Origin of the sequence: Mycobacterium sp., assembly GCF_049683355.1 — a bacterium.
In the GTDB taxonomy this organism is placed as follows: domain Bacteria; phylum Actinomycetota; class Actinomycetes; order Mycobacteriales; family Mycobacteriaceae; genus Mycobacterium.
Window position 1 is genome coordinate 1 of sequence record NZ_JBAUJB010000097.1, and the last position, 22,044, is coordinate 22,044.

Sequence of the window (22,044 nt, forward strand, 5' to 3'; positions counted from 1 at the left end):
CGGGATCATCCGGATCGACAACACCGTCGGCCAGCCGCGGTCGGCGAGCCTGCTGTTCACCGCCTCCAGGCGCGGGTTGGTCACTAGACGGTCCAGCTGCCAGCCTGCCGCCCGCACCAGCAGTAGCGCGATGACCGCGCTGACTGTGCTGGCGAGCACGGCCAAGGGCACCCCCAGATACGGGCCGAACAGCAGACCCGCCGACAGCGTGAACACGGTGCGCGGGAACGGGAACACCGTGACGACGATGTGCGCGGCCAGGAACGCCAGCGGGAACCACGGCCCCACCGAAGTGGCCCAGTCCCGCAGTTGCACGGCGGTCGGCAGCGGTAGCAGCGCCGCGATTGCGACGAGGATCACAATCGCGGTGAGGATGGCCGCGAACCGGCGAGGAGGAAACGTCCTCAGCGTGGTGAGCACCGCCGCACGGACGGTGCGCAGCGTGCTGACGACGGAGTTCACGTCTTCCAAGAGTACGGGGCGAGACGTCGAACCGGCGCTCGGAAGACCCCGGCGTCCGCGATCGACGGCCGGACCGGCGCACGCCGGAGTGATGCCCATCATTTAGCCTGATGGCTGTGCAGAAACCCAGCGCCGGCACTGCCGGGGGTGTAGTGGACTCCGATCTCGACCGATGGCGGTCCGCCGTGGCGGGCGTGCTGGCGAAGACAACTCGGCGTGATCCTGCCGATCTGCCTGCGGAACCGGAGCGGCTGCTGGACTCGCCCACCTACGACGGCTTCCCGATCCGGCCGCTGTACACCAGCGCCGACGAGCTGGCCGAACCCGAACTGCCGGGCCGGTGGCCGTTTGTCCGCGGCGGCGACGCGCTGCGCGACGTGAAGTCCGGCTGGAAGGTCGCCGAGGTCTTCCCCGCCGACAGTGCCGCCGTGGACGCCACCGCAGAGAACGGCAACGGCTCGCTGCTGCTCGGGCTGACCGAGGGGGTGAGCGCGCTGGTGCTGCGCGTCGGTGAGGTCGACGGCGCTGTCCGTCCTGCAGACCTGGACCGGTTGCTCGACGGTGTCTTCCTCGACCTCGTCCCCGTGGTGCTCGACGTCACCGGCGACGGGCCGACCTACCGCGCCGCGGCCGACGCGCTCCTGGCCCTGCTGACCGGACTCGACGACGAACAGCGGTCCCGGTTGTCGGTGGATCTCGGCGCCGACCCGCTCACCGCGACATGGGCCGGCCGGCCGGCGCCCGGGCTCGACGACGTGATCGCGACCGCGGAGAAGGTCGCCGGGTACGACGGGCACGTGCGGACCATCACGGTGGACGGTCCGGTTTTCCACAACCTCGGTGCGAATGCCTCGTGGGAGCTCGGTGCGGCCGTCGCCGCCGGGGTGGCCTATCTGCGAGAGCTGGTCGACGCGGGTCTGTCCGCGGCCACGGCGTTGCGCCAGATCAGCTTCCGGTTCGCCGCCGATGACGACCAGTTCACCACCATCGCGAAACTGCGTGCCGCCCGCCAACTCTGGGCGAGGGTCGCCGACGTCGTCGGGGAGCCGCACGCCGGTGCGGCGACCGTGCATGCGAGCACGTCGTTGGCGATGATGGCGCAGCGGGATCCGTGGGTGAACATGTTGCGCACCACGGTCGCGGCCTTCTCGGCGGGCGTCGGCGGGGCCGACACCGTCCTGGTGCACCCCTTCGATGTGGCGATCCCCGGTGGGTTTCCCGGCACCGCGCGCAGCTTCGCGCGGCGAATCGCCCGCAACACCCAGCTGCTGCTGCTCGAGGAGTCCCACATCGGCCGGGTGCTCGACCCCGCCGGCGGATCGTGGTTCGTCGAGGATCTCACCAGCCGGCTCGCCGAGCAGGCGTGGGCACACTTCCAGGAGATCGAGGCCCAGGGCGGTTTCGCGTCCGCCGGTGAACACCTCACCGGGCGCATCGCGGAGGTCGCCGAGCGTCGGGCCGGGGACATCGCGCGCCGGCGCACCGCGCTGACTGGCGTCAACGAATACCCGGACCTGGCGGAAGTTCCGCTGCCGCAAGGTGATCCGCTGCCCTCGGTGCGGCGGTACGCCGAACGGTTCGAAGCGTTGCGGAACCGCTCGGACGTCCACCTCGAGAAGACCGGCGCCCGCCCGAGTGTGCTGCTGCTACCGGTGGGACCGCTGGCCGAGCACAACATCCGCACGACGTTCATCTCGAATCTGCTGGCCTCCGGGGGCATCGAGGCGGTGAACCCCGGGCCGCTGGAGGCCGCCGGTGTCGACCAGGCGGTGCGCGATGTCGACGGCGCCGAGGTCGCCATCATCTGCGGCACCGACACCCGGTACGCGAACGAGGCGTCGGCCGTGGTCGAGGCCGCACGGCAGGCCGGCGTGCGTCACCTGCTGCTGGCCGGGCCGGAGAAGGCCGTCGCAGACGCCGACTCGAAACCGGACGGCTACCTGACCGCGAAGATCGATGCGGTTGCGACGCTCTCGGACCTGCTGACCCGATTGGGGGCATGACATGACCGCATCTGACGTCGCCGCCATCGGCAGCTTCGCCGACGTCCCGCTGCACGGTGAGCGCACGCCGACGGCGCCGACGTCCGCCGATGTCGCCGAACAGGTTTCGGCCGCCGCCGCGGCGCACGGGTACACCGCCGATCAGCTCGACTGGGCGACCCCCGAGGGCATCGACGTCAAACCGGTGTACATCGCCGCCGACCGCGACGAGATCGTGGGACAGGGTTATCCGCTGGGCAGCCTGCCCGGGGAGCCGCCGTTCGTGCGCGGCCCCTACCCGACGATGTACGTCAACCAGCCCTGGACGATCCGGCAGTACGCCGGGTTCTCCACCGCCGCGGAATCCAACGCGTTCTACCGCCGCAACCTGGCCGCGGGGCAGAAAGGCCTGTCGGTGGCCTTCGATCTGGCCACCCACCGGGGCTACGACTCGGATCACCCACGGGTGGCCGGGGACGTCGGCATGGCGGGCGTGGCGATCGACTCCATTCTCGACATGCACCAGTTGTTCGACGGGATCGACCTGTCGGCGGTGAGCGTGTCGATGACGATGAACGGCGCGGTGCTGCCGATTCTCGCGTTGTACGTTGCGGCCGCCGAGGAGCAGGGCGTGCCGCCGGAGAAGTTGGCCGGGACCATCCAGAACGACATCCTCAAAGAGTTCATGGTCCGCAACACCTACATCTACCCGCCGAAGCCGTCGATGCGGATCATCTCCGACATCTTCGGATACACCAGCGTGAAGATGCCCAAGTACAACTCGATCTCGATCTCCGGCTACCACATCCAGGAGGCCGGTGCGACTGCGGACCTCGAGCTCGGCTACACGCTGGCCGACGGGGTCGAGTACCTCAAGGCGGGGCTGGACGCCGGGCTGGACATCGACAAGTTCGCGCCGCGGCTGTCCTTCTTCTGGGGCATCGGCATGAACTTCTTCATGGAGGTCGCCAAGCTGCGAGCGGGCCGGCTGCTGTGGAGTGAGCTCGTCGCGCAGTTCGACCCCGAGAACCCCAAATCGCGGTCGCTACGCACGCATTCGCAGACCTCCGGTTGGTCGCTGACCGCACAGGACGCGTTCAACAACGTCGCACGGACCTGTGTCGAAGCGATGGCTGCCACCCAGGGCCACACCCAGTCGCTGCACACCAACGCGCTCGACGAGGCGCTGGCGCTGCCGACCGACTTCTCAGCGCGCATCGCACGCAACACCCAGCTGCTGCTGCAGCAGGAGTCCGGAACCACGCGGCCCATCGACCCGTGGGGCGGCTCGTACTACGTCGAGTGGCTGACCCATCAGCTGGCCACACGTGCCCGCGCACACATCGAGGAGGTCGCCGCGCACGGCGGCATGGCCCAGGCCATCGACGCCGGAATTCCCAAGCTGCGCATCGAGGAAGCCGCCGCGCGCACCCAGGCGCGCATCGACTCCGGTCAGCAGACGGTGATCGGCGTGAACCGCTACCAGGTCGACGAGGATCACGAGATCGAGGTCCTGAAGGTCGAGAACAGCCGGGTCCGGGCCGAGCAGATCGCCAAGCTCGAACGGCTGCGCGCTGATCGCGACGACACCGCGACGCAGGCCGCGCTGGCCGAACTGACCCGGGCGGCGGGTGAGACCGGCGTCTCAGGAGCCGATGGGCTGGGCAACAACCTGTTGGCCCTGGCGATCGACGCGGCGCGGGCCAAGGCGACGGTCGGGGAGATCTCCGCCGCGCTGGAGAAGGTCTACGGCCGGCACCAGGCCGAGATCCGGACCATCGCCGGGGTGTACCGAGACGAGGTGGGCATGGCCAGCAATGTCAGCAGCGCCACCGAGCTGGTGGAGAAGTTCGCCGAGGCCGACGGCCGCAGGCCCCGCATCCTGGTCGCCAAGATGGGGCAGGACGGTCACGACCGCGGGCAGAAGGTGATCGCGACGGCGTTCGCCGACATCGGCTTCGACGTCGACGTGGGCTCGTTGTTCTCCACGCCCGACGAGGTGGCGCGCCAGGCTGCCGACAACGACGTGCACGTCGTCGGGGTGTCCTCGCTGGCGGCCGGCCACTTGACCCTGGTCCCCGCACTGCGGGATGCGCTCGCCGAGGTGGGCAGACCGGACATCATGATCGTGGTCGGGGGAGTGATCCCCCCGGGCGACTTCGACGACCTCTACGCCGCGGGCGCCACAGCCATCTTTCCCCCGGGCACCGTCATCGCCGACGCGGCGATCGGCTTGCTGGGCAAGTTGGCCGAACGCCTCGGCTACACGCTGAACTAGATGAGCCCATCTGCCGGTGAACTGGCCGCCGCGGTCCGCGAGGGTGACCGCTCGGCGTTGGCCAGGGCGATCACTCTGGTCGAGTCGACCCGCACCGATCACCGCCAGAACGCCCAGGAGTTGCTTCTGGAGCTGATGCCGCAAGCGGGTAGTGCCGTGCACGTGGGCATCACCGGTGTGCCCGGGGTGGGCAAGTCGACCAGCATCGAGGCGCTCGGCATGTATCTGATCGAGCAGGGGCACCGGGTCGCGGTTCTGGCAGTGGACCCGTCGTCAACCCGCACCGGCGGCTCGATCCTGGGGGACAAGACCAGGATGGCGCGCCTGGCGGTACACGAGGACGCCTACATCCGGCCCTCGCCGACGTCCGGGACACTCGGCGGTGTCGCCAAGGCGACCCGCGAGACGATCGTGTTGCTGGAGGCCGCAGGCTATGACGTAATCCTGGTCGAGACGGTGGGCGTGGGCCAGTCCGAGGTGGCGGTTGCCAACATGGTGGACACGTTCGTGTTCCTCACGCTGGCCCGCACGGGCGATCAACTGCAGGGAATCAAGAAGGGCGTGCTCGAACTCGCCGACATCGTCGTCGTCAACAAGGCCGACGGTGAACACGCCGTGGAGGCCAAGGCCGCAGCCCGGGAGCTCGCCGGCGCCATTCGCCTGATCTACCCTCGCGAAACACTCTGGCGCCCACCGGTCCTGACCTTGAGCGCGCTGCACGGCACCGGGCTGACCGAGCTCTGGGACACGGTGCTCAAGCACCGTCAGGTGCTCACCGAAGCGGGCGAGTTCGATGCCCGGCGCCGCCAACAGCAGGTGGATTGGACCTGGTCGATGGTGCGTGACACGGTGCTGGATCGGGTGCTGTCGAGCCCGGGAGTACGCCGGATCCGAGCCGATGTCGAGCGCCAGGTGCGCGACGGCGAGCTCACTCCGGCGCTTGCTGCGCAGCAGATCATCGACGCCGCCGAGCAAACACCGGCCCCCCGGAATTAACGAATCGATAACTCCTGGGTTCTTTGCCGCGCAACGGGGTAAATTCAATATTGTGACGGCCGTCAGCAGCCGGGAGCGCAGCGTGGCGCTCCCCGAAGGGTCCGACGGCGCTGCCCTGCCACGAGGTGTGCAGGGCGCGGCGGACCCGAATTTCGGATGCGCGGTCCGGGCGTTCTCACAGTTGTTCCCGTGGCGGCGCCTCGGGGGCGGGGCCTTGGCCGTCTACCTCGACGGCGAACCGGTCGTCGACGTGTGGACCGGCTGGTCCGACCGCCAGGGCACCCGGCACTGGGAGGCCGACACCGGCACGATGGTCTTCTCCGCCACCAAAGGCGTGGCCGCCACAGTCATTCACCGGCTCGCCGACCGCGGCCTCGTCGACTACGACGCGCCCGTCGCCGACCACTGGCCCGAGTTCGGCGCGAACGGCAAGTCGAAGATCACGGTCCGCGACGCACTGCGGCACCGGGCCGGCCTCTCCCAGCTCAACGGGGCGGTGAAGGGTGATCTGGTCGATCATCTGCGGATGGAGGAGCGGCTGGCCGCGGCCCCGGTCAGTTGGCTGCACGGCAGGCCCGCCTACCACGCGCTGACCTTCGGCTGGCTGCTGTCCGGGCTGGCGCGCGCGATCACCGGCAAGGGGATGCGCGAGCTGATGCGGACCGAGGTCGCCGCACCCCTGAACACCGACGGGCTGCATCTGGGCCGTCCGCCGGCGCACGCGCCGACGCACGCCGCGCAGATCATCGGTCCGCAGAGCGCGCTGCAGAACCCGATCTTCAACCTGGTCGCCCCCCGACTGGCCGCGCTGCCCTTCTCGGCCGGATTCGGCGCGATGTACTTTCCAGGCGTCAAGGCCTTCGTACAGGGTGACATTCCGATGCTCGACAGCGAGATCCCCGCAGCGAACGGCGTGGCCACCGCTCGTGCGCTGGCCCGCATGTACGGGGCCATCGCCAACGGCGGCCGCATCGACGGGGTGCAGTACCTGTCCCGCGAAACCGCCGCCGCACTCGTCGGCCGGCCGAGTCTGCGACCCGGCCACACCATGGTCCTGCCGCTGGCGTTTCACCTGGGGTATCACAGCCTGCCGTTCCCGGGAGTGCTTCCCGGCTTCGGTCATGTCGGGCTCGGCGGCTCGCTGGGATGGGCCGACCCGGAGTCCGGTCTGGCGTTCGGTTTTGTGCACAACCGGCTGCTCACCCCACTCGTGGTCGCGGACCAGGCCGGTTTTGTGGCAACCGCGGCGCTGCTCCGCCGCGGCGCAGCACAGGCCCGCAAGAACGGCTACCGGCCGGTGCGCGAGTTCGGGGCGCCGTTCGCCGACCAGACCCGGACGGCGGTCTGACTCAGCTGGCGGCGCGGGTGAACCACTTCGTCTTGATGCGCCACGAATACGCCGATGTCAGCGCGAAGCCGGCGCCGCAGGCGCAGGCGAATATCCACACCAGGGTGCTGCCCTGGACGGTCTGCAAAGGCGTGACGAAGGCGGTGACGATGCGCACCACGCAGGCCGCGATGCCCATGCCGCACGCGAACAGGTAGATGTTCGCGATCTGTCGCGAGCGCGGATCGACACGCAGGATCAGCAGCGCGCGCGAGCCGTACACGAGAAGGTAGATCAGCATGCCGCACAGCATCAGCCAGTAGACGTTCAGCCAGATGTCGGTGGGCACGTCGAAGAAGTCAGGGCGATAGATCGCTGCGCCGTTACCCAGCCAGAAGGCCGCCAGCAGCAGCGGTATGCACACCGTGGCGGGCCGTTCGACGAACTGCATGAACCGTCGGTGCATCGCGTGGTCCTGTTCGAGTCTGCCCAACGCGTTGTACACGACAGCCGACGCCGCGACGATGTAGGCGTCGTGGCCGAGGTAGTCCTCGAGGTTCCATTTGCCGGTCAACGAGTGAAGCCAGACGCCCAGAGTTTCCGAGGCCAGCGGCGACATCAGCAGCACCGCGAGGCCCTGCAACGCGATGTTGAGGGTGGCCGCCACCTCCCACCGGCAGGACCAGGTGACACGACGGATCCACAGGCTCCACAGAATGCACAGGAGCGTGATCGCGATGAGTGTCGCCAAACCCATTTCCGGACCTGCTTACAGGGGTGGCGCGTCGAGGCGGGGGGCCAGCTCGGAGAGCTTCGGCCGCTGCCGGACGGCTGGTTTGGTCGCGGTGTTCTGAAGGGTCGCGGTGTCGGCGAGGGTCGCCACCGCCGAGCCGGCTGACTCGGCGGCCCTGACGTAGTTCCACACTTCCTGGCGACTCATCAGGCCGAACTGGACCTGCAGATCGGGGTAGCTCAGCGCGAAGCGGTCGGCCACCCGCCGCAGCTCCTCGGCGTTCGGGTAGTCGCACTCCTTGATCCTCCGGTAATAGGTGCTGCTGGAGACGCCGAGCGCGTCGAACAGATCCTTCGCGTCGATCTCCCCGTCGAGCAGGTAATCGAGCAGGGCTTTGAGCTGTCTGCCGTTCTCGTCGGTGCGTGGCACGAGAACACAATAAACCGAATTCCGGGGCGAGGGCAGTCCCTGCGGGCAAACAGATGGCACCGCCTTAATTGACATAGTCGTCATGGTTTTGGGAGTGGTCTCCCAAATCTGGGACATTCGCGCTACGGTGAGCGACATGGTCGTTCCTTACATGGCGGACGAGGTCAGCCCCTTGGTCACCACTGTTGCGGCACCTCTCGAGGTGTTCGATCATCCCGTCGTCGAGGGAAATGCCCCGCGATTCGAGATGTTGAGAATGACACCGACGAGCGAATTCGCAGACGAGGTCGATGGCGCCGCGGAATGGCTCGGTATACCGGTGGAGGAAATCCTGCTCGCCGCGCTCGGCCGGGCGCTCGGCCGCACCCGCGGCGAAGGGGAGGTGGCCGTCGACGTCGTCACCGGTCCGGTACCTACGCACCGTGCGGTGTGGCTGATCTGTTCGGACGCCGCACCGATGGGTCCCACTGAGATGTTGCAGGGTGCCCACACCGCGCTGGCCGCGGCAGCAGGCAGGGCGGCCATCCGGTGCGAGGTCCTGCTCGACGTCGCCGCCGAGGCGACCGACTCCGGCAGCGGCCACGCCCTCGGACTGCACGTGCACCGCGCCGGTGGAGCGTTGCACCTCGACTGGCGCTACGACACCAACAGATTCGACGCATACAGCGTCGAAGAGTTGGCCGAACAGTTCCCGCTGGCATTGATCGAGATCACCTCCGACGCCGCGGCGCCGTTGTGAATCGCCAGTGATTCCGCAGGCCCGCTAGACTGTGGGCCACCAGCGTCGATCCGGCCATCACCGGGGAGCTTTCGGAAGAACGGCGCGCCGCGCTCAGTAGAACCGAACGGGTGGGCCCGTGATCGCCTCCGTTGAGCGGCGCACCACGGGTGCGCAAGCGGGGTGGTACCGCGGCGCTCGCGCACCGGCGCGACGTCGTCCCCGTGCCTGAACCATCGGCACAGGAGACGTACGCACGTGACCGCCTACCCGAAGCCGGCCGCCGGAGCGCCCAGATTCCCGGCGCTGGAAACCGACGTGCTCGAGTACTGGGCGAACGGCAACACCTTCCGCGCAAGCATCGAACGTCGCGACGACGCGCCGGAGTACGTCTTCTACGACGGGCCGCCGTTCGCCAACGGGCTTCCGCACTACGGGCACCTGCTCACCGGATACGTCAAGGACATCGTGCCGCGGTACCGCACCATGCGCGGCTACAAGGTCGAACGCCGCTTCGGCTGGGACACCCACGGCCTGCCCGCAGAGCTCGAGGTGCAGCGCCAACTCGGCATCACCGACAAGGCCCAGATCGAGCAGATGGGCATCGAGAAGTTCAACGACGCCTGCCGCGCGTCGGTGCTCAAGTACACCGGCGAGTGGCGGTCCTATGTGACCCGCCAGGCGCGCTGGGTCGATTTCGACAACGACTACAAGACACTCGATCTCGGCTTCATGGAGTCGGTGATCTGGGCCTTCAAGCAGCTGTGGGACAAGGGTCTGGCCTATGAGGGCAACCGGGTGTTGCCGTACTGCTGGAACGACGAGACGCCGTTGTCGAGCCACGAGCTGCGAATGGATGACGACGTCTACCAGAGCCGCCAGCACCCGGCGCTCACGGTGGGCTTCCGGGTGGAGGGAGGACCGCGGGAGGACCTCCTGGGCGCCCACCTGCTGGTATGGACGACGACACCGTGGACGCTGCCGTCCAACCAGGCCGTGGCCGTCAACCCCGACGTCGACTATGTCGTCGTCGAAGCGCCCGACGGACGACGGTACGTGCTGGCGGCGGCCCGCCTCGGCGCCTACGCCCGCGAGCTCGGCGACGAGCCGCAGGTCGTGACCACCTTGTCCGGCCGGGACCTCATCGACGTGCAGTACGTTCCCCCGTTCCCGTACTTCATGAACTCGGCCAACGCGTTTCGGGTACTGCCCGCCGACTTCGTCAGCACCGAGGACGGCACCGGGCTGGTTCACATGGCGCCGGCCTACGGCGAGGACGACATGGCCACCGCGCTGACCGCCGACATCGAGGCGGTCACTCCCGTCGACGCCAAGGGACGGTTCGACAACACCGTGCCCGACTACGCCGGTCAGCATGTGTTCGACGCGAACCCGCAGATCATCCGAGATCTGAAGAACGGCTCCGGGCCCGCGGCGCACAACGGCGCGGTGCTGCTGCGTCATGACACCTACGAGCACTCCTACCCGCACTGCTGGCGGTGCCGGAACCCGCTGATCTACCGGGCGGTGTCGTCGTGGTTCATCAAGGTCTCCCAGATCCGGGACCGGATGGTCGAACTCAACGCCGAGATCACCTGGTACCCCGAGCACGTCAAGGACGGGCAGTTCGGCAAGTGGCTGGCCGGTGCCCGCGACTGGTCGATCTCGCGAAACCGGTACTGGGGCACTCCGATTCCGGTGTGGATGTCCGACGACCCCGCCCACCCGCGGATCGACGTCTACGGCAGCCTCGATGAACTCGAGCGTGACTTCGGGGTACGCCCGACCAACCTGCACCGGCCCTACATCGACGAGCTGACCCGGCCCAACCCCGACGACCCGAGCGGGCGCTCGACGATGCGCCGCATCGAGGACGTCCTCGACGTCTGGTTCGACTCCGGGTCGATGCCGTATGCGCAGGTGCACTACCCGTTCGAGAACCAGGACTGGTTCGCGGGTGGGGTGGCGGGCGAGCCCGGAGCATCGGGCAGCGAAGAAGCGCACTTCCCCGGCGATTTCATCGTCGAGTACATCGGCCAGACCCGCGGCTGGTTCTACACGCTGCACGTCCTGGCCACCGCGCTGTTCGACCGGCCGGCCTTCAAGACCTGTGTCGCGCACGGGATCGTGCTGGGCAACGACGGCCAGAAGATGAGCAAGTCGCTGCGCAACTACCCCGATGTCACCGAGGTGTTCGACCGCGACGGCTCCGATGCGATGCGCTGGTTCCTGATGGCGTCGCCGATCCTGCGGGGTGGCAACCTCATCGTCACCGAACAGGGCATCCGCGAAGGTGTGCGCCAGGTGCTGCTGCCGCTGTGGAACGCCTACACCTTCCTGGCGCTCTACGCACCCGAGAAGGGCACCTGGCGCACCGATTCCACGCATGTGCTGGACCGCTACATCCTGGCCAAGCTGGCCGCGCTGCGCGACCAGCTGACCGCGTCGCTGGACGTCTGCGACATCTCGGTGGCCTGCGACCAGCTGCGTCAGTTCACCGAGGCCCTGACGAACTGGTACGTGCGGCGTTCGCGTGCGCGGTTCTGGGAAGAAGACCGCGATGCGATCGACACGCTGCACACCGTCCTCGAGGTGACCAGCAGGCTGGCCGCCCCGCTGCTGCCGTTGATCTCCGAGGTGATCTGGCGGGGACTCACCGCAGAGCGGTCGGTGCACCTGACCGACTGGCCCGAGGCCGACGTGCTGCCTGCCGACCCGCAACTGGTCGCCGACATGGACCTGGTGCGGGAGGTGGCCTCGACCGGATCGTCACTGCGCAAGGCCAAGAAGCTGCGTGTCCGGTTGCCGCTGACGAAACTGACTGTGGCGGTGCAGGACCCACGCCGGCTCGAGCCATACCGGGACCTCATCGCCGACGAGCTCAACGTGAAGTCGGTCGAGCTCACCGATGACATCGCCGCGCACGGTCGGTTCGAGCTCGCGGTCAATGCCCGCGTCGCCGGTCCGCGCATCGGCAAGGATGTGCAGGCCGCCATCAAGGCGGTCAAGGCAGGGGAGGGTGTGCTCAGAAGCGACGGCACGCTGGAGGCCGGGCCCGCGGTCCTTCTCCCCGAGGAGTTCAGCTCCAAATTGGTCGCCGCGGACCCGGACTGGACAGCGGCGCTACCCGATGGAGCCGGTCTGGTGGTGCTGGACGGGGCCGTGACCCCGGAGCTGGAAGCCGAGGGCTGGGCCAAGGACCGCATCCGCGAGCTGCAGGAGTTGCGCAAATCCAGCGGGTTCGACGTGTCCGACCGGATCTCGGTGGTGCTCTCGGTGCCTGGGGAGCACGAGGACTGGGCGCGAACCCACCGCGACCTGATCGCACGCGAGATCTTGGCGACGAGCTTCGAGTTCGGTGAACCTGACGGATTCACCGAGATCGGCGATGGCGTCCGGGTGGCGATCGCCAAGGCATGATCTGAACGCTGAGCGTGAATCCACGGTTGTGATTACCCCCGCGATCGCGACCGTGGCTTCACTTTCGCGGTCTATCGGGCGTCAACCTTCGGTCACGCGGGCACCCCGTCCGGCGAAGACGACGACGTCACCGCAGCGCAGTTGCCTGCCGCGGCGGGTTTCGACGTCGCCGTTGACGCTGACCAGGCCGTCGGCGATCACCGACTTGGCGTCGGCGCCGGAGTCGATGAGACCCGCCAGCTTGAGGAACTGTCCGAGGCGGATCGAGGCATCCCGGATCGGGACGTCGAAAGCTTCGGCGTCCGGGTGTGCCATGCAGGTGAGGCTATCGCGCACCGCATAGCATCGACAGCTGTGGGCGCGCGATGGGTCCTGCACCTGGACATGGATGCGTTCTTCGCGTCGGTGGAGCAGCTGACCCGGCCCACTCTGCGGAGCCGGCCGGTGCTGGTGGGCGGGCTCGGCGGCCGCGGTGTGGTGGCCGGCGCCAGCTACGAGTCGCGGGTCTACGGCGCCAGGTCGGCGATGCCGATGCACCAGGCGCGCCGTCTTGTCGGGGCGGGTGCTGTGGTGCTGCCGCCCCGCGGAGTCGTGTACGGACTCGCCAGCCGCCGTGTCTTCGAGACGGTTCGCACCATGGTGCCGGTGCTCGAGCAGTTGTCGTTCGACGAGGCGTTCGGGGAGCCGACCGAGCTGGCCGGCGCTCCCAGCGCCGAGGTGGCGTCGTTCTGCGAGGCACTGCGGGCCGAAGTGACCGCCGTGACCGGTCTGGTCGCCTCCGTCGGCGCGGGCTCGGGGAAGCAGATCGCCAAGATCGCCTCGGGTCTGGCCAAACCCGACGGCATCACCGTGGTGGCCCGCGACGAGGAGCACGCGTTGCTCGACGGGCTGCCCGTGCGCAAGCTCTGGGGTATCGGGCCGGTGGCCGAGGAGAAGCTGCACCGGCTCGGCATCGAGACCATCGGCGGTTTCTCGGCGCTGTCGGACGCCGAGGTCGCGAACATCCTCGGCCCGACGGTCGGCCCGGCGCTGCACCGGCTGGCCCGCGGCATCGACGACCGGCCGGTCGCCGAGAACGCGCAGGCGAAACAGATCAGCGCCGAGTCGACCTTTCCCGAGGATCTGACCACGCTCGATCAGCTCCGCGACGCGGCGGTGCCGATCGGTGAGCACGCCCACCGCCGGCTGCTCAAAGACGGCCGGGGTGCGCGCACCGTCACCGTCAAGCTGAAGAAGTCCGACATGAGCACGCTGACCAGGTCGGCGACCCTTCCGTACGCGACCACCGACGCCGCGACACTGAACGCCACCGCGCGGCGACTGCTCCTCGATCCGGTCGAGATCGGGCCGATCCGCCTTGTCGGAGTTGGGTTTTCCGGTCTGTCCGAGGTCCAGCAGGAGTCGCTGTTCCCCGATCTGGAGTTGATGGCGACCGAGGAGGTCGCCCGTATCGGTCTGCCGGAGCCGCTCGCCGAGGCCGGACCGACGGCGCCGGCGTGGCGGGTCGGCGACGACGTCGCACACACCGGCTTCGGGCACGGCTGGGTCCAGGGCGCCGGCCACGGCGTCGTGACCGTGCGCTTCGAGACGCGCAGCTCCGGCCCCGGGCAGGCGCGCACCTTCGCCGCCGACGACCCCGCGCTGACCCGCGCCAACCCGGTGGACAGCCTGGACTGGCCGGATTTCCTCGCCGAACTCAACCGCTCCCAGAGCGCGACTTGACACCGCGCGAGCCGGTCAACCCCAACGCTGGAAGATCGCCGGAGCCGGTGAGTCGGCGGCGAGCGCAGCCATCAGCAGCACCCGTGCCTGCGGCGGCCCGAGCCGCGGCACCACGAATGCCCCGGCGTCAGCCAGCGCGCGTCCCGGTCCGTAGCCGGGGCTGACCCGGCCACCGGGAACTCGGGTCGACACCGCGACCGCGACGCCGTCGCGGCAGTGTCGTCGCACCCCCTCGATCAGCGCGGCCCCGGCATTGCCGGAACCCAGGGCCTGCAGCACGATGCCGCGGGCGCCGGCCGCCACGCACGCGTCGACTGCGGCGGTGTCGGCCCCGGGGTAGGCCACGATGATGTCCACCCGCGGCGCGTCCGCGGCCGCCAGGGCGCCGAGGAACGGGCGGTCCTTGACCGGACCGAGGACGCGCCCGGCGAAAGCCTGTGATGCGCCGGTGGCGACCTTGCGCAGGCCCAGCGGCTCGAACACGGTGCCCGCGAAACTCACCACCGCGCCCACCCCGCGCGCCTGCTGACCGGCGGCGAGGGCGAGCGCGTCCCGCAGGTTGGCCGGGCCGTCGGAGTCGGGTGCATCGGCACTGCGCTGGGCACCGGTCAGCACCACCGGAGCTTCCCCGCTATAGGTGAGGTCGAGCCACAGCGCGGTCTCTTCCATCGTGTCGGTGCCGTGGGTGACCACGATCCCGTCCGCATGATGGGTGGCCGCAGCCGACCGGATCGCCGCGCCGATCCGGTCCCAGTCCGCCGGGGTCAGCTGTGAGCTGTCCACCGACATGGCGTCGATGACCTCGACGTCGAGTCCTTCGGTGAGGTCGGCTCCGGTGAGGGTGGGGCGAAGTACTGCGTCGGCGTCCGCACTGGTCGAGATCGTCCCACCGGTGGCTATGACGACGAGGCGAGGCATGGGTGGAATTGTTCACCACCGACTCTTTGCGATGATGGTGGGCGTGACTGATGAATCATCGAGTCCGGCCGAGCCGGTGGCCGGCGACGAGCCGGCTCAGCCGTCGCCACCACGGCGGCTGCGCCTGCTGCTCTCCGTGGCGGCCGTGGTGCTCGTGCTGGACATCGTCACCAAGGTGCTGGCCGTGCGGCTGCTGACGCCCGGGCAACCGGTGTCGATCATCGGTGACACCGTCACGTGGACGTTGGTGCGCAACTCGGGTGCGGCGTTCTCGATGGCCACCGGCTACACCTGGGTGCTGACCCTGGTCGCGACCGGTGTGGTCTTCGGGATCATCTGGATGGGACGCAGGCTGGTGTCCCCGTGGTGGGCGATCGGCCTCGGGATGATCCTCGGTGGCGCGATGGGCAATCTCGTCGACCGGTTCTTCCGGTCGCCCGGACCGCTGCGCGGCCACGTCGTCGACTTCCTGTCCATCGGATGGTGGCCGGTGTTCAACGTCGCCGACCCCGCCGTTGTGGGCGGGGCGATCCTGCTGGTGGTGTTGTCCCTGTTCGGGTTCGACTTCGACACCATCGGGAGGCGCCAGCCGGAAACCGAGTCCGAAGACTGATGACGACACGTTCCATGCCGGTCCCGGAAGGGCTGGCGGGCATGCGGGTGGACGCGGGCCTGGCCCGGCTGCTCGGGCTGTCGCGTACCGCGGCGGCGGCGCTGGCCGAGGAGGGCGACGTCGAACTCGACGGCGCCCCGGCGGGCAAGTCGGACAAGCTGACCGCAGGGGCGTGGCTGGAGGTTCGACTGCCCGCGCCGCCCGCGCCGGTGGAGAACACCCCGGTCGACATCGAGGGGATGTCGATCCTGTATTCCGACGACGACATCGTGGCGGTCGACAAGCCGCCGGGGGCGGCCGCCCACGCCACCGTCGGCTGGCACGGTCCCACCGTGCTGGGTGGTCTGGCGGCCGCCGGCTTCCGCATCAGCACCTCGGGCATCCACGAGCGCCAGGGCATCGTGCACCGGTTGGACGTCGGCACGTCGGGGGTCATGGTCGTCGCCCTGTCCGAGCGGGCGTACACCGTGCTCAAGCGGGCGTTCAAACAGCGCACCGTCGAGAAGCGGTACCACGCCCTGGTGCAGGGGCACCCCGACCCGTCCAGCGGCACCATCGAGGCACCGATCGGCCGTCACCGCGGCCATGACTGGAAGTTCGCGGTCGTCGACGGGGGTCGGCACAGTGTCACCCACTACGACACGCTGGAGGCGCACCAGGCTGCGAGCCTGCTCGACATCCACCTCGAGACCGGGCGCACCCACCAGATCCGGGTGCACTTCGCCGCACTGCACCACCCGTGCTGCGGCGACCTCACCTACGGTGCGGACCCGAACCTCGCCAGGAAGCTGGCGCTGGAAAGGCAATGGCTGCACGCCAGATCGCTGGCGTTCGTGCATCCGGCCGACGGCCGTCGGTTCGAGATCACCAGCCCGTACCCGGCCGACCTGCAGCACGCGCTGGACATCCTGCGCAATCACGACCTGTGAGATCCGGGCTGCTGTTCGGCGTCGGCGCCTACGGCATGTGGGGGCTGTTCCCGGCTTTCTTCCCGCTGTTGAAACCTGCCGGCGCGGTCGAAGTGCTGGCCCACCGGATCATCTGGAGTTTCGTCCTGATGCTCGTGGTGGTCGCCGTCGTACGCCGGCTGGGTGATCTCAAGGCGATCACCGCACGGAACTGGCTGCTGTTGACGGCGGCCGCAGCCCTCATCTCGGTCAACTGGGTGATCTACGTCTACGCGGTGAACAACGGTCACGTCGTCGACGCCGCGCTCGGATACTTCATCAACCCGCTGGTGTCGATCGCACTGGGGCTGCTGATCTTCCGGGAGAGGCTGAACCGCTGGCAGCTCAGTGCGCTGGCGATCGCGGTCGTCGCGGTGGTGGTGCTGACGGTGAACGTGGGGGCGCCGCCGGTGATCGGTCTCGGTCTCGCGCTGTCCTTCGGCCTCTACGGCGCGGTGAAGAAGCTGGTGCCCACCGATCCCAGGGTCAGCGTCGGCGTCGAAGCCGCGATAGCCGCGCCGTTCGCGGTGGCGTACGTGGTCTTCCTGCAGGTCACGGGTCAGGGAACGTTCACCGGCCACGGCGCCGGGCATGCCGGGTTGATGGTGCTGGCGGGCGTGCTCACGGCGCTGCCGCTGTTGCTGTTCGCCGCGGCCGCGCAGCGGCTGGCGATGGTGTCGCTGGGTCTGTTGTTCTACATGACCCCCGCGATGCAGCTGTCGTGGGGCGTGCTCGTCGGCCACGAACCGATGCCGCCCGCGCGCTGGTTCGGGTTCGCGTTGATCTGGGTGGCGCTGGCGGTGTTCACCGTCGATGCGGTGCGCCGCGCGCGTGTCGTGCGGCGGTCCGCCGAGCCGTCCTCGGTGTGATATTTGCGAAAGTATCGATTGACCGGTTACCAGCTATGCAATAGCGTTTGCTCGTGGAGCCCGGACCTCTGACCCCGCCCCGAACGCGGGGCCGCGGCCGTCCGGTGGGTTCGGACTCTGAGGCCACGCGGGTGCAGATCCTCGATGCCGACCGTGCGGTCATCGCCGAGCGTGGTTACCACGCGGCGACGTTTCAGCAGATCGCGCTGCGCGCCGGGGTGAGCAGGCCGACCCTTCACTACTATTTCGCCACCCGTGACGAGGTGTACGAGATCCTGCTCCGCGACGCCTACACGCGGGTCGCGGAATGTGCCGTGGCCGCTCAGAGGGAGAGCGGGCTGCAGAATCAGCTGACGGTGTTCATCGAGCAGATGCAGCGGTTGATCCTGCCCGATGCCGCGGCGATGCAGTTCCTGGTGACCGCCAGGCTCGAACTCCACCGCGGCCGGCCCGCACCGACGCGGCCGACGCCGTGGTCGCCTCGGTGCACGGCTTCTACCACTCGATAGTGATGCAGGCGATCGCACACGGGGAGCTGGCCGCCGATTCCGATCCGCGCGCGGTGGCGGACATGCTGGCGGCGCTGTTCTGGGGGATGGGCTTCTACGCCGGCTTCGTCGACGCCACCGGGGCCACCGCGATTGCCAGGCAACTGCTCCGGATGTTCGAAACCGGGTTGCTGGACCAGCGGGTCGGCGCGCCGGTGCAAGCCTGATCCGAACAACGCGAGACACGCACTGCGACACGCCGCGCGCTGTCGGTGGCCGGTCATAGACTGGCCACCCTATGAGCGGTTCAGACTGGCGGTCCTCAGGGTCTTTTGTTCACCTGCACAACCACACCGAGTACTCGATGCTGGACGGCGCCGCGAAGATCAGCCCGATGCTGGCCGAGGCGCAGCGGCTGCAGATGCCCGCGGTGGGGATGACCGACCACGGAAACATGTTCGGCGCCAGCGAGTTCTACAACAAGGCGACCGAGGTCGGGATCAAGCCGATCATCGGCGTCGAGGCCTACATCGCCCCCGCGTCACGTTTCGACACAAAGCGTGTGCAGTGGGGCGACCCGAGCCAGAAGGGTGACGACGTCTCGGGCAGCGGCGCCTACACCCACATGACGATGGTCGCGGAGAACGCCACCGGGTTGCGCAACCTGTTCAAGTTGTCGTCGCTGGCATCGTTCGAGGGTCAGCTCGGCAAGTGGTCGCGGATGGACGCCGAGGTGATCGCCGAGCACGCCGAGGGCATCATCGCCACCACCGGCTGCCCCTCGGGTGAGGTGCAGACCCGCCTGCGGCTGGGCCATGAGCGCGAGGCGCTGGAGGCCGCGGCAAAGTGGCGGGACATCTTCGGCCCGGAGAACTTCTTCCTGGAGCTGATGGACCACGGCCTGTCCATCGAGACCCGGGTCCGCGAGGGGCTACTCGAGGTCGGCCGCAAGCTGAACATCCCGCCGCTGGCCACCAACGACTGCCACTACGTGACCCGCGACGCGTCGCACAACCACGAGGCGCTGCTGTGCATCCAGACCGGCAAGACGCTGTCGGATCCGGCCCGCTTCAAGTTCGACGGCGACGGATACTTCCTCAAGTCCGCCGCCGAGATGCGCGCCCTGTGGGATGACCAGGTGCCCGGTGCCTGCGACTCGACCCTGTTGATCGCCGAGCGGGTGCAGCCCTATACAGAGGTGTGGCAGCCGCTCGACCGGATGCCGGTGTTCCCGGTGCCCGAGGGGCACACCCAGGAGACCTGGTTGCGCCACGAGGTCGCGGCCGGGCTGCAGCGCAGGTTTCCCGGCGGGGTGCCGCAGGAGTACACCGACCGCGCCGACTACGAGATCAAGGTCATCTGCGAGAAGGGTTACCCGTCCTACTTCCTGATCGTCGCCGACCTGATCGGCTATGCCCGCTCGGTGGACATCCGGGTGGGCCCGGGCCGCGGGTCGGCTGCAGGATCGCTGGTCGCGTACGCGATGGGAATCACCAACATCGATCCGATCCCGTACGGGCTGCTGTTCGAGCGGTTCCTCAACCCCGAGCGGGTGTCGATGCCCGACATCGACATCGACTTCGACGACCGCCGCCGCGGTGAGATGCTCCGGTACGCCGCCAACCGGTGGGGCAGCGACCGGGTGGCCCAGGTCATCACATTCGGCACCATCAAAACGAAGGCGGCGCTGAAGGATTCGGCCAGAGTGCACTACGGCCAGCCCGGATTCGCCATAGCCGACCGGATCACCAAGGCGCTGCCGCCGCCCATCATGGCCAAGGACATCCCGCTGTCGGGGATCACCGATCCGGCGCACGAGCGGTACAAGGAGGCCGCCGAGGTCCGGGCGTTGATCGACACCGACCCGGACGTGCGGACCATCTACGAGACCGCGCGGGGCCTCGAGGGTCTGGTCCGCAACGCGGGAGTGCACGCCTGTGCGGTGATCATGAGCTCCGAACCGCTCATCGACGCGATCCCGCTGTGGCGCCGCCCGCAGGACGGTGCGGTGATCACCGGCTGGGACTACCCGTCGTGTGAGGCCATCGGCCTGCTCAAGATGGACTTCCTGGGCCTGCGGAACCTGACGATCATCGGTGACGCGATCGAGAACATCAAAGCCAATCGCGGCATCGATCTGGACCTGGACACCGTTCCGCTGGACGACCCGGCGGCCTACGAACTGCTCGGGCGCGGTGACACCCTCGGAGTGTTCCAGCTCGACGGTGGACCGATGCGCGACCTGCTGCGTCGTATGCAGCCCACCGGCTTCGAGGACGTCGTCGCCGTCATCGCGTTGTACCGTCCCGGGCCGATGGGGATGAACGCCCACAACGACTACGCCGACCGTAAGAACGGGCGGCAGGCCATCAAGCCGATCCACCCGGAGCTCGAAGAGCCGCTGCGCGAGATCCTGTCCGAGACCTACGGCCTGATCGTCTACCAAGAGCAGATCATGCGGATCGCGCAGAAGGTCGCCGGCTATTCGCTGGCCCGAGCCGACATTCTGCGCAAGGCCATGGGCAAGAAGAAGCGGGAGGTCCTCGAGAAGGAGTTCGAGGGCTTCTCCGAGGGCATGAAGGCCAACGGATTCTCGGCGGCCGCCGTCAAGGCGTTGTGGGACACGGTGCTTCCGTTCGCCGACTACGCCTTCAACAAGTCGCACGCCGCCGGCTACGGGCTGGTGTCGTACTGGACGGCCTATCTCAAGGCCAACTATCCCGCCGAATACATGGCGGGGCTGCTCACGTCGGTGGGTGACGACAAGGATAAGGCCGCGGTCTACCTGGCCGACTGCCGGCGGCTGGGCATCACGGTGCTACCGCCTGACGTCAACGAGTCGGCGCAGAACTTCGCCTCGGTGGGCACCGACATCCGCTTCGGGCTCGGCGCGGTCCGCAACGTCGGCGCGAACGTCGTGGCGTCGCTGATCAACACCCGCAACGAGAAGGGCAAGTTCACCGACTTCTCCGACTACCTCAACAAGATCGACATCGGGCCGTGCAACAAGAAGGTGACCGAATCGCTGGTCAAGGCCGGGGCATTCGATTCGCTGGGGCACCCACGTAAGGGCTTGTTCCTGGTGCACACCGACGCCGTCGACTCGGTGCTCGGGACCAAGAAGGCTGAGGCGATGGGGCAGTTCGACCTGTTCGGCGGGGCCGACTCCGGCGCTGCGGACTCGGTGTTCACCATCAAGGTGCCCGACGAGGAGTGGGACGACAAGCACAAGCTCGCGCTCGAGCGCGAGATGCTGGGCCTCTACGTGTCAGGTCACCCGCTCAACGGGATCGCTCATCTGCTCGCCGCCCAGGTCGACACCGCCATCCCGGCCATCCTGGACGGGGACGTTGCCAACGACACGCAGGTCCGGATCGGTGGGATCCTCGCGTCGGTGAACCGCCGGGTCAACAAGAACGGGTTGCCGTGGGCCTCGGCTCAGCTGGAAGACCTCACCGGCGGTATCGAGGTGCTGTTCTTCCCGCAGACCTACTCGATGTTCGGTGCCGAGATCGCCGACGATGTCGTCGTGCTGGTCGGCGCCAAGGTCGCGATCCGAGATGACCGAATCTCGCTGATCGCCAATGAGCTTGTTGTTCCGGACTTCTCGACCGCCCAGGCGAACCGTCCGGTCGCGGTGAGCCTGCCCACCCGGCAGTGCACGGTCGACAAGGTCAGCGCGCTCAAGCAGGTGCTGGTACGTCACCCGGGCACCGCCCAGGTGCATCTGCGACTGATCAGCGGCGAGCGCACCACGACGCTGGAGCTGGATCAGTCGCTGCGGGTCACCCCGTCCTCGGCATTGATGGGCGACCTGAAGGCGCTGTTGGGCCCCGGGTGCCTGGGCGGTTGATCTCGGTGCTCAGCGTGAGGAGCCGGGCAACCCCAGGACGAGCCAAACCAACGTGCCGACGCCTGCTCCGCTGAGGACCGCGGTGGCGGCGGTGGTGGTCGCCACCATGACCACCGCGAACACCAGCAGACCCACCAGCAGGGCCAGCACCTTGTAGGCGGGCCACGGCACCTCGGCAACCGAAACCGTCGACGCCGGATGCGTCACGGCTTCGCGGAACTGTTCGGCGGTGGTCATACAAATGACGATAGCTCGTACGAAAGGTTTCGGCTAGCCGAAATCCCGATTG

At 68.3% G+C, this 22,044-nt stretch carries 19 protein-coding genes; 13 read left to right on the plus strand and 6 right to left on the minus strand.

The window, feature by feature from the left end; genetic code table 11:
- A partial coding sequence (locus tag WA944_RS05920; protein ID WP_526646548.1) for a TVP38/TMEM64 family protein occupies positions 1 to 462 on the minus strand: 462 nt, incomplete at its 3' end.
- A gap of 110 nt (positions 463 to 572) precedes the next feature.
- Between WA944_RS05920 and mutA the strand changes: the two genes are divergently transcribed.
- Genes mutA through lipL form a run of 4 tightly spaced genes read left to right on the plus strand, consistent with a single transcriptional unit; the run spans position 573 to position 7,066 of the window.
- Positions 573 to 2,465 carry a methylmalonyl-CoA mutase small subunit gene (gene mutA, locus WA944_RS05925; protein WP_526370029.1) on the plus strand — a complete coding sequence of 631 codons (1,893 nt, stop codon included), beginning with the start codon at positions 573 to 575 and terminating at the stop codon, positions 2,463 to 2,465.
- 1 nt (position 2,466) lies between these two features.
- Positions 2,467 to 4,722 (plus strand): methylmalonyl-CoA mutase, encoded by a 2,256-nt coding sequence (gene scpA / locus WA944_RS05930; RefSeq protein WP_526610280.1) that lies wholly within the window; start codon positions 2,467 to 2,469, stop codon positions 4,720 to 4,722.
- Positions 4,723 to 5,718 carry a methylmalonyl Co-A mutase-associated GTPase MeaB gene (gene meaB, locus WA944_RS05935; RefSeq protein WP_526374151.1) on the plus strand — a complete coding sequence of 332 codons (996 nt, stop codon included), beginning with the start codon at positions 4,723 to 4,725 and terminating at the stop codon, positions 5,716 to 5,718.
- A gap of 52 nt (positions 5,719 to 5,770) precedes the next feature.
- Positions 5,771 to 7,066, plus strand: coding sequence for an esterase/beta-lactamase LipL (lipL, locus tag WA944_RS05940; RefSeq protein ID WP_526646550.1), 1,296 nt, complete (start codon positions 5,771 to 5,773; stop codon positions 7,064 to 7,066).
- A 1-nt stretch (position 7,067) separates the two neighbouring features.
- Here lipL and WA944_RS05945 read toward each other — a convergent pair whose 3' ends face one another.
- Positions 7,068 to 7,802: a hypothetical protein gene (locus WA944_RS05945; protein WP_526374153.1), complete on the minus strand. Its 735-nt coding sequence runs from the start codon at positions 7,800 to 7,802 to the stop codon at positions 7,068 to 7,070.
- A gap of 12 nt (positions 7,803 to 7,814) precedes the next feature.
- Entirely contained in the window at positions 7,815 to 8,207 is a 393-nt protein-coding gene (locus WA944_RS05950) for an XRE family transcriptional regulator (RefSeq protein WP_526374154.1), read from the minus strand.
- Positions 8,208 to 8,343: 136 nt separating this feature from the next.
- Between WA944_RS05950 and WA944_RS05955 the strand changes: the two genes are divergently transcribed.
- Positions 8,344 to 8,946, plus strand: coding sequence for a hypothetical protein (locus WA944_RS05955; RefSeq protein ID WP_526374155.1), 603 nt, complete (start codon positions 8,344 to 8,346; stop codon positions 8,944 to 8,946).
- 237 nt (positions 8,947 to 9,183) lie between these two features.
- Positions 9,184 to 12,345 (plus strand): isoleucine--tRNA ligase, encoded by a 3,162-nt coding sequence (ileS, locus tag WA944_RS05960; RefSeq protein ID WP_526610547.1) that lies wholly within the window; start codon positions 9,184 to 9,186, stop codon positions 12,343 to 12,345.
- An 81-nt stretch (positions 12,346 to 12,426) separates the two neighbouring features.
- Here ileS and WA944_RS05965 read toward each other — a convergent pair whose 3' ends face one another.
- Positions 12,427 to 12,660: an RNA-binding S4 domain-containing protein gene (locus WA944_RS05965; protein ID WP_526374157.1), complete on the minus strand. Its 234-nt coding sequence runs from the start codon at positions 12,658 to 12,660 to the stop codon at positions 12,427 to 12,429.
- Positions 12,661 to 12,699: 39 nt separating this feature from the next.
- On the opposite strand from WA944_RS05965, the gene WA944_RS05970 reads away from it, so the two are divergent.
- The gene (locus WA944_RS05970; protein ID WP_526610550.1) at positions 12,700 to 14,067 is read left to right on the plus strand and encodes a DNA polymerase IV; all 1,368 of its coding nucleotides are present in this window, start codon (positions 12,700 to 12,702) and stop codon (positions 14,065 to 14,067) included.
- Positions 14,068 to 14,082: 15 nt separating this feature from the next.
- Here the strand turns inward: WA944_RS05970 and WA944_RS05975 are convergent, their stop codons facing one another.
- The gene (locus WA944_RS05975; protein WP_526646552.1) at positions 14,083 to 14,985 is read right to left on the minus strand and encodes an asparaginase; all 903 of its coding nucleotides are present in this window, start codon (positions 14,983 to 14,985) and stop codon (positions 14,083 to 14,085) included.
- Between the two features lie 43 nt (positions 14,986 to 15,028).
- Here WA944_RS05975 and lspA point away from each other — a divergent pair, with 43 nt between their 5' ends.
- From lspA to dnaE, 6 genes are all read left to right on the plus strand, one after another.
- A complete protein-coding gene (gene lspA, locus WA944_RS05980; RefSeq protein WP_526374637.1) occupies positions 15,029 to 15,598 on the plus strand; it encodes a signal peptidase II in 570 nt (189 codons plus the stop codon).
- Positions 15,598 to 16,527: an RluA family pseudouridine synthase gene (locus WA944_RS05985; protein ID WP_526374639.1), complete on the plus strand. Its 930-nt coding sequence runs from the start codon at positions 15,598 to 15,600 to the stop codon at positions 16,525 to 16,527. The genes lspA and WA944_RS05985 overlap by 1 nt, the downstream gene beginning before the upstream one ends.
- On the plus strand, positions 16,524 to 17,414 hold the full coding sequence (gene rarD / locus WA944_RS05990; RefSeq protein ID WP_526374641.1) for an EamA family transporter RarD: 891 nt from the start codon (positions 16,524 to 16,526) through the stop codon (positions 17,412 to 17,414). Before WA944_RS05985 ends, rarD begins: the two co-directional genes overlap by 4 nt.
- Before the next feature lie 53 nt (positions 17,415 to 17,467).
- Complete coding sequence (locus WA944_RS05995) at positions 17,468 to 17,923, plus strand: TetR/AcrR family transcriptional regulator (protein WP_526374643.1); 456 nt, start codon at positions 17,468 to 17,470, stop codon at positions 17,921 to 17,923.
- The gene (locus tag WA944_RS06000; RefSeq protein WP_526374645.1) at positions 17,923 to 18,129 is read left to right on the plus strand and encodes a hypothetical protein; all 207 of its coding nucleotides are present in this window, start codon (positions 17,923 to 17,925) and stop codon (positions 18,127 to 18,129) included. The genes WA944_RS05995 and WA944_RS06000 overlap by 1 nt, the downstream gene beginning before the upstream one ends.
- 71 nt (positions 18,130 to 18,200) lie before the next feature.
- Complete coding sequence (dnaE, locus tag WA944_RS06005) at positions 18,201 to 21,755, plus strand: DNA polymerase III subunit alpha (protein WP_526646554.1); 3,555 nt, start codon at positions 18,201 to 18,203, stop codon at positions 21,753 to 21,755.
- Between the two features lie 9 nt (positions 21,756 to 21,764).
- Here dnaE and WA944_RS06010 read toward each other — a convergent pair whose 3' ends face one another.
- Positions 21,765 to 21,992 carry a hypothetical protein gene (locus WA944_RS06010; RefSeq protein ID WP_526374649.1) on the minus strand — a complete coding sequence of 76 codons (228 nt, stop codon included), beginning with the start codon at positions 21,990 to 21,992 and terminating at the stop codon, positions 21,765 to 21,767.
- Positions 21,993 to 22,044: the final 52 nt, after the last annotated feature.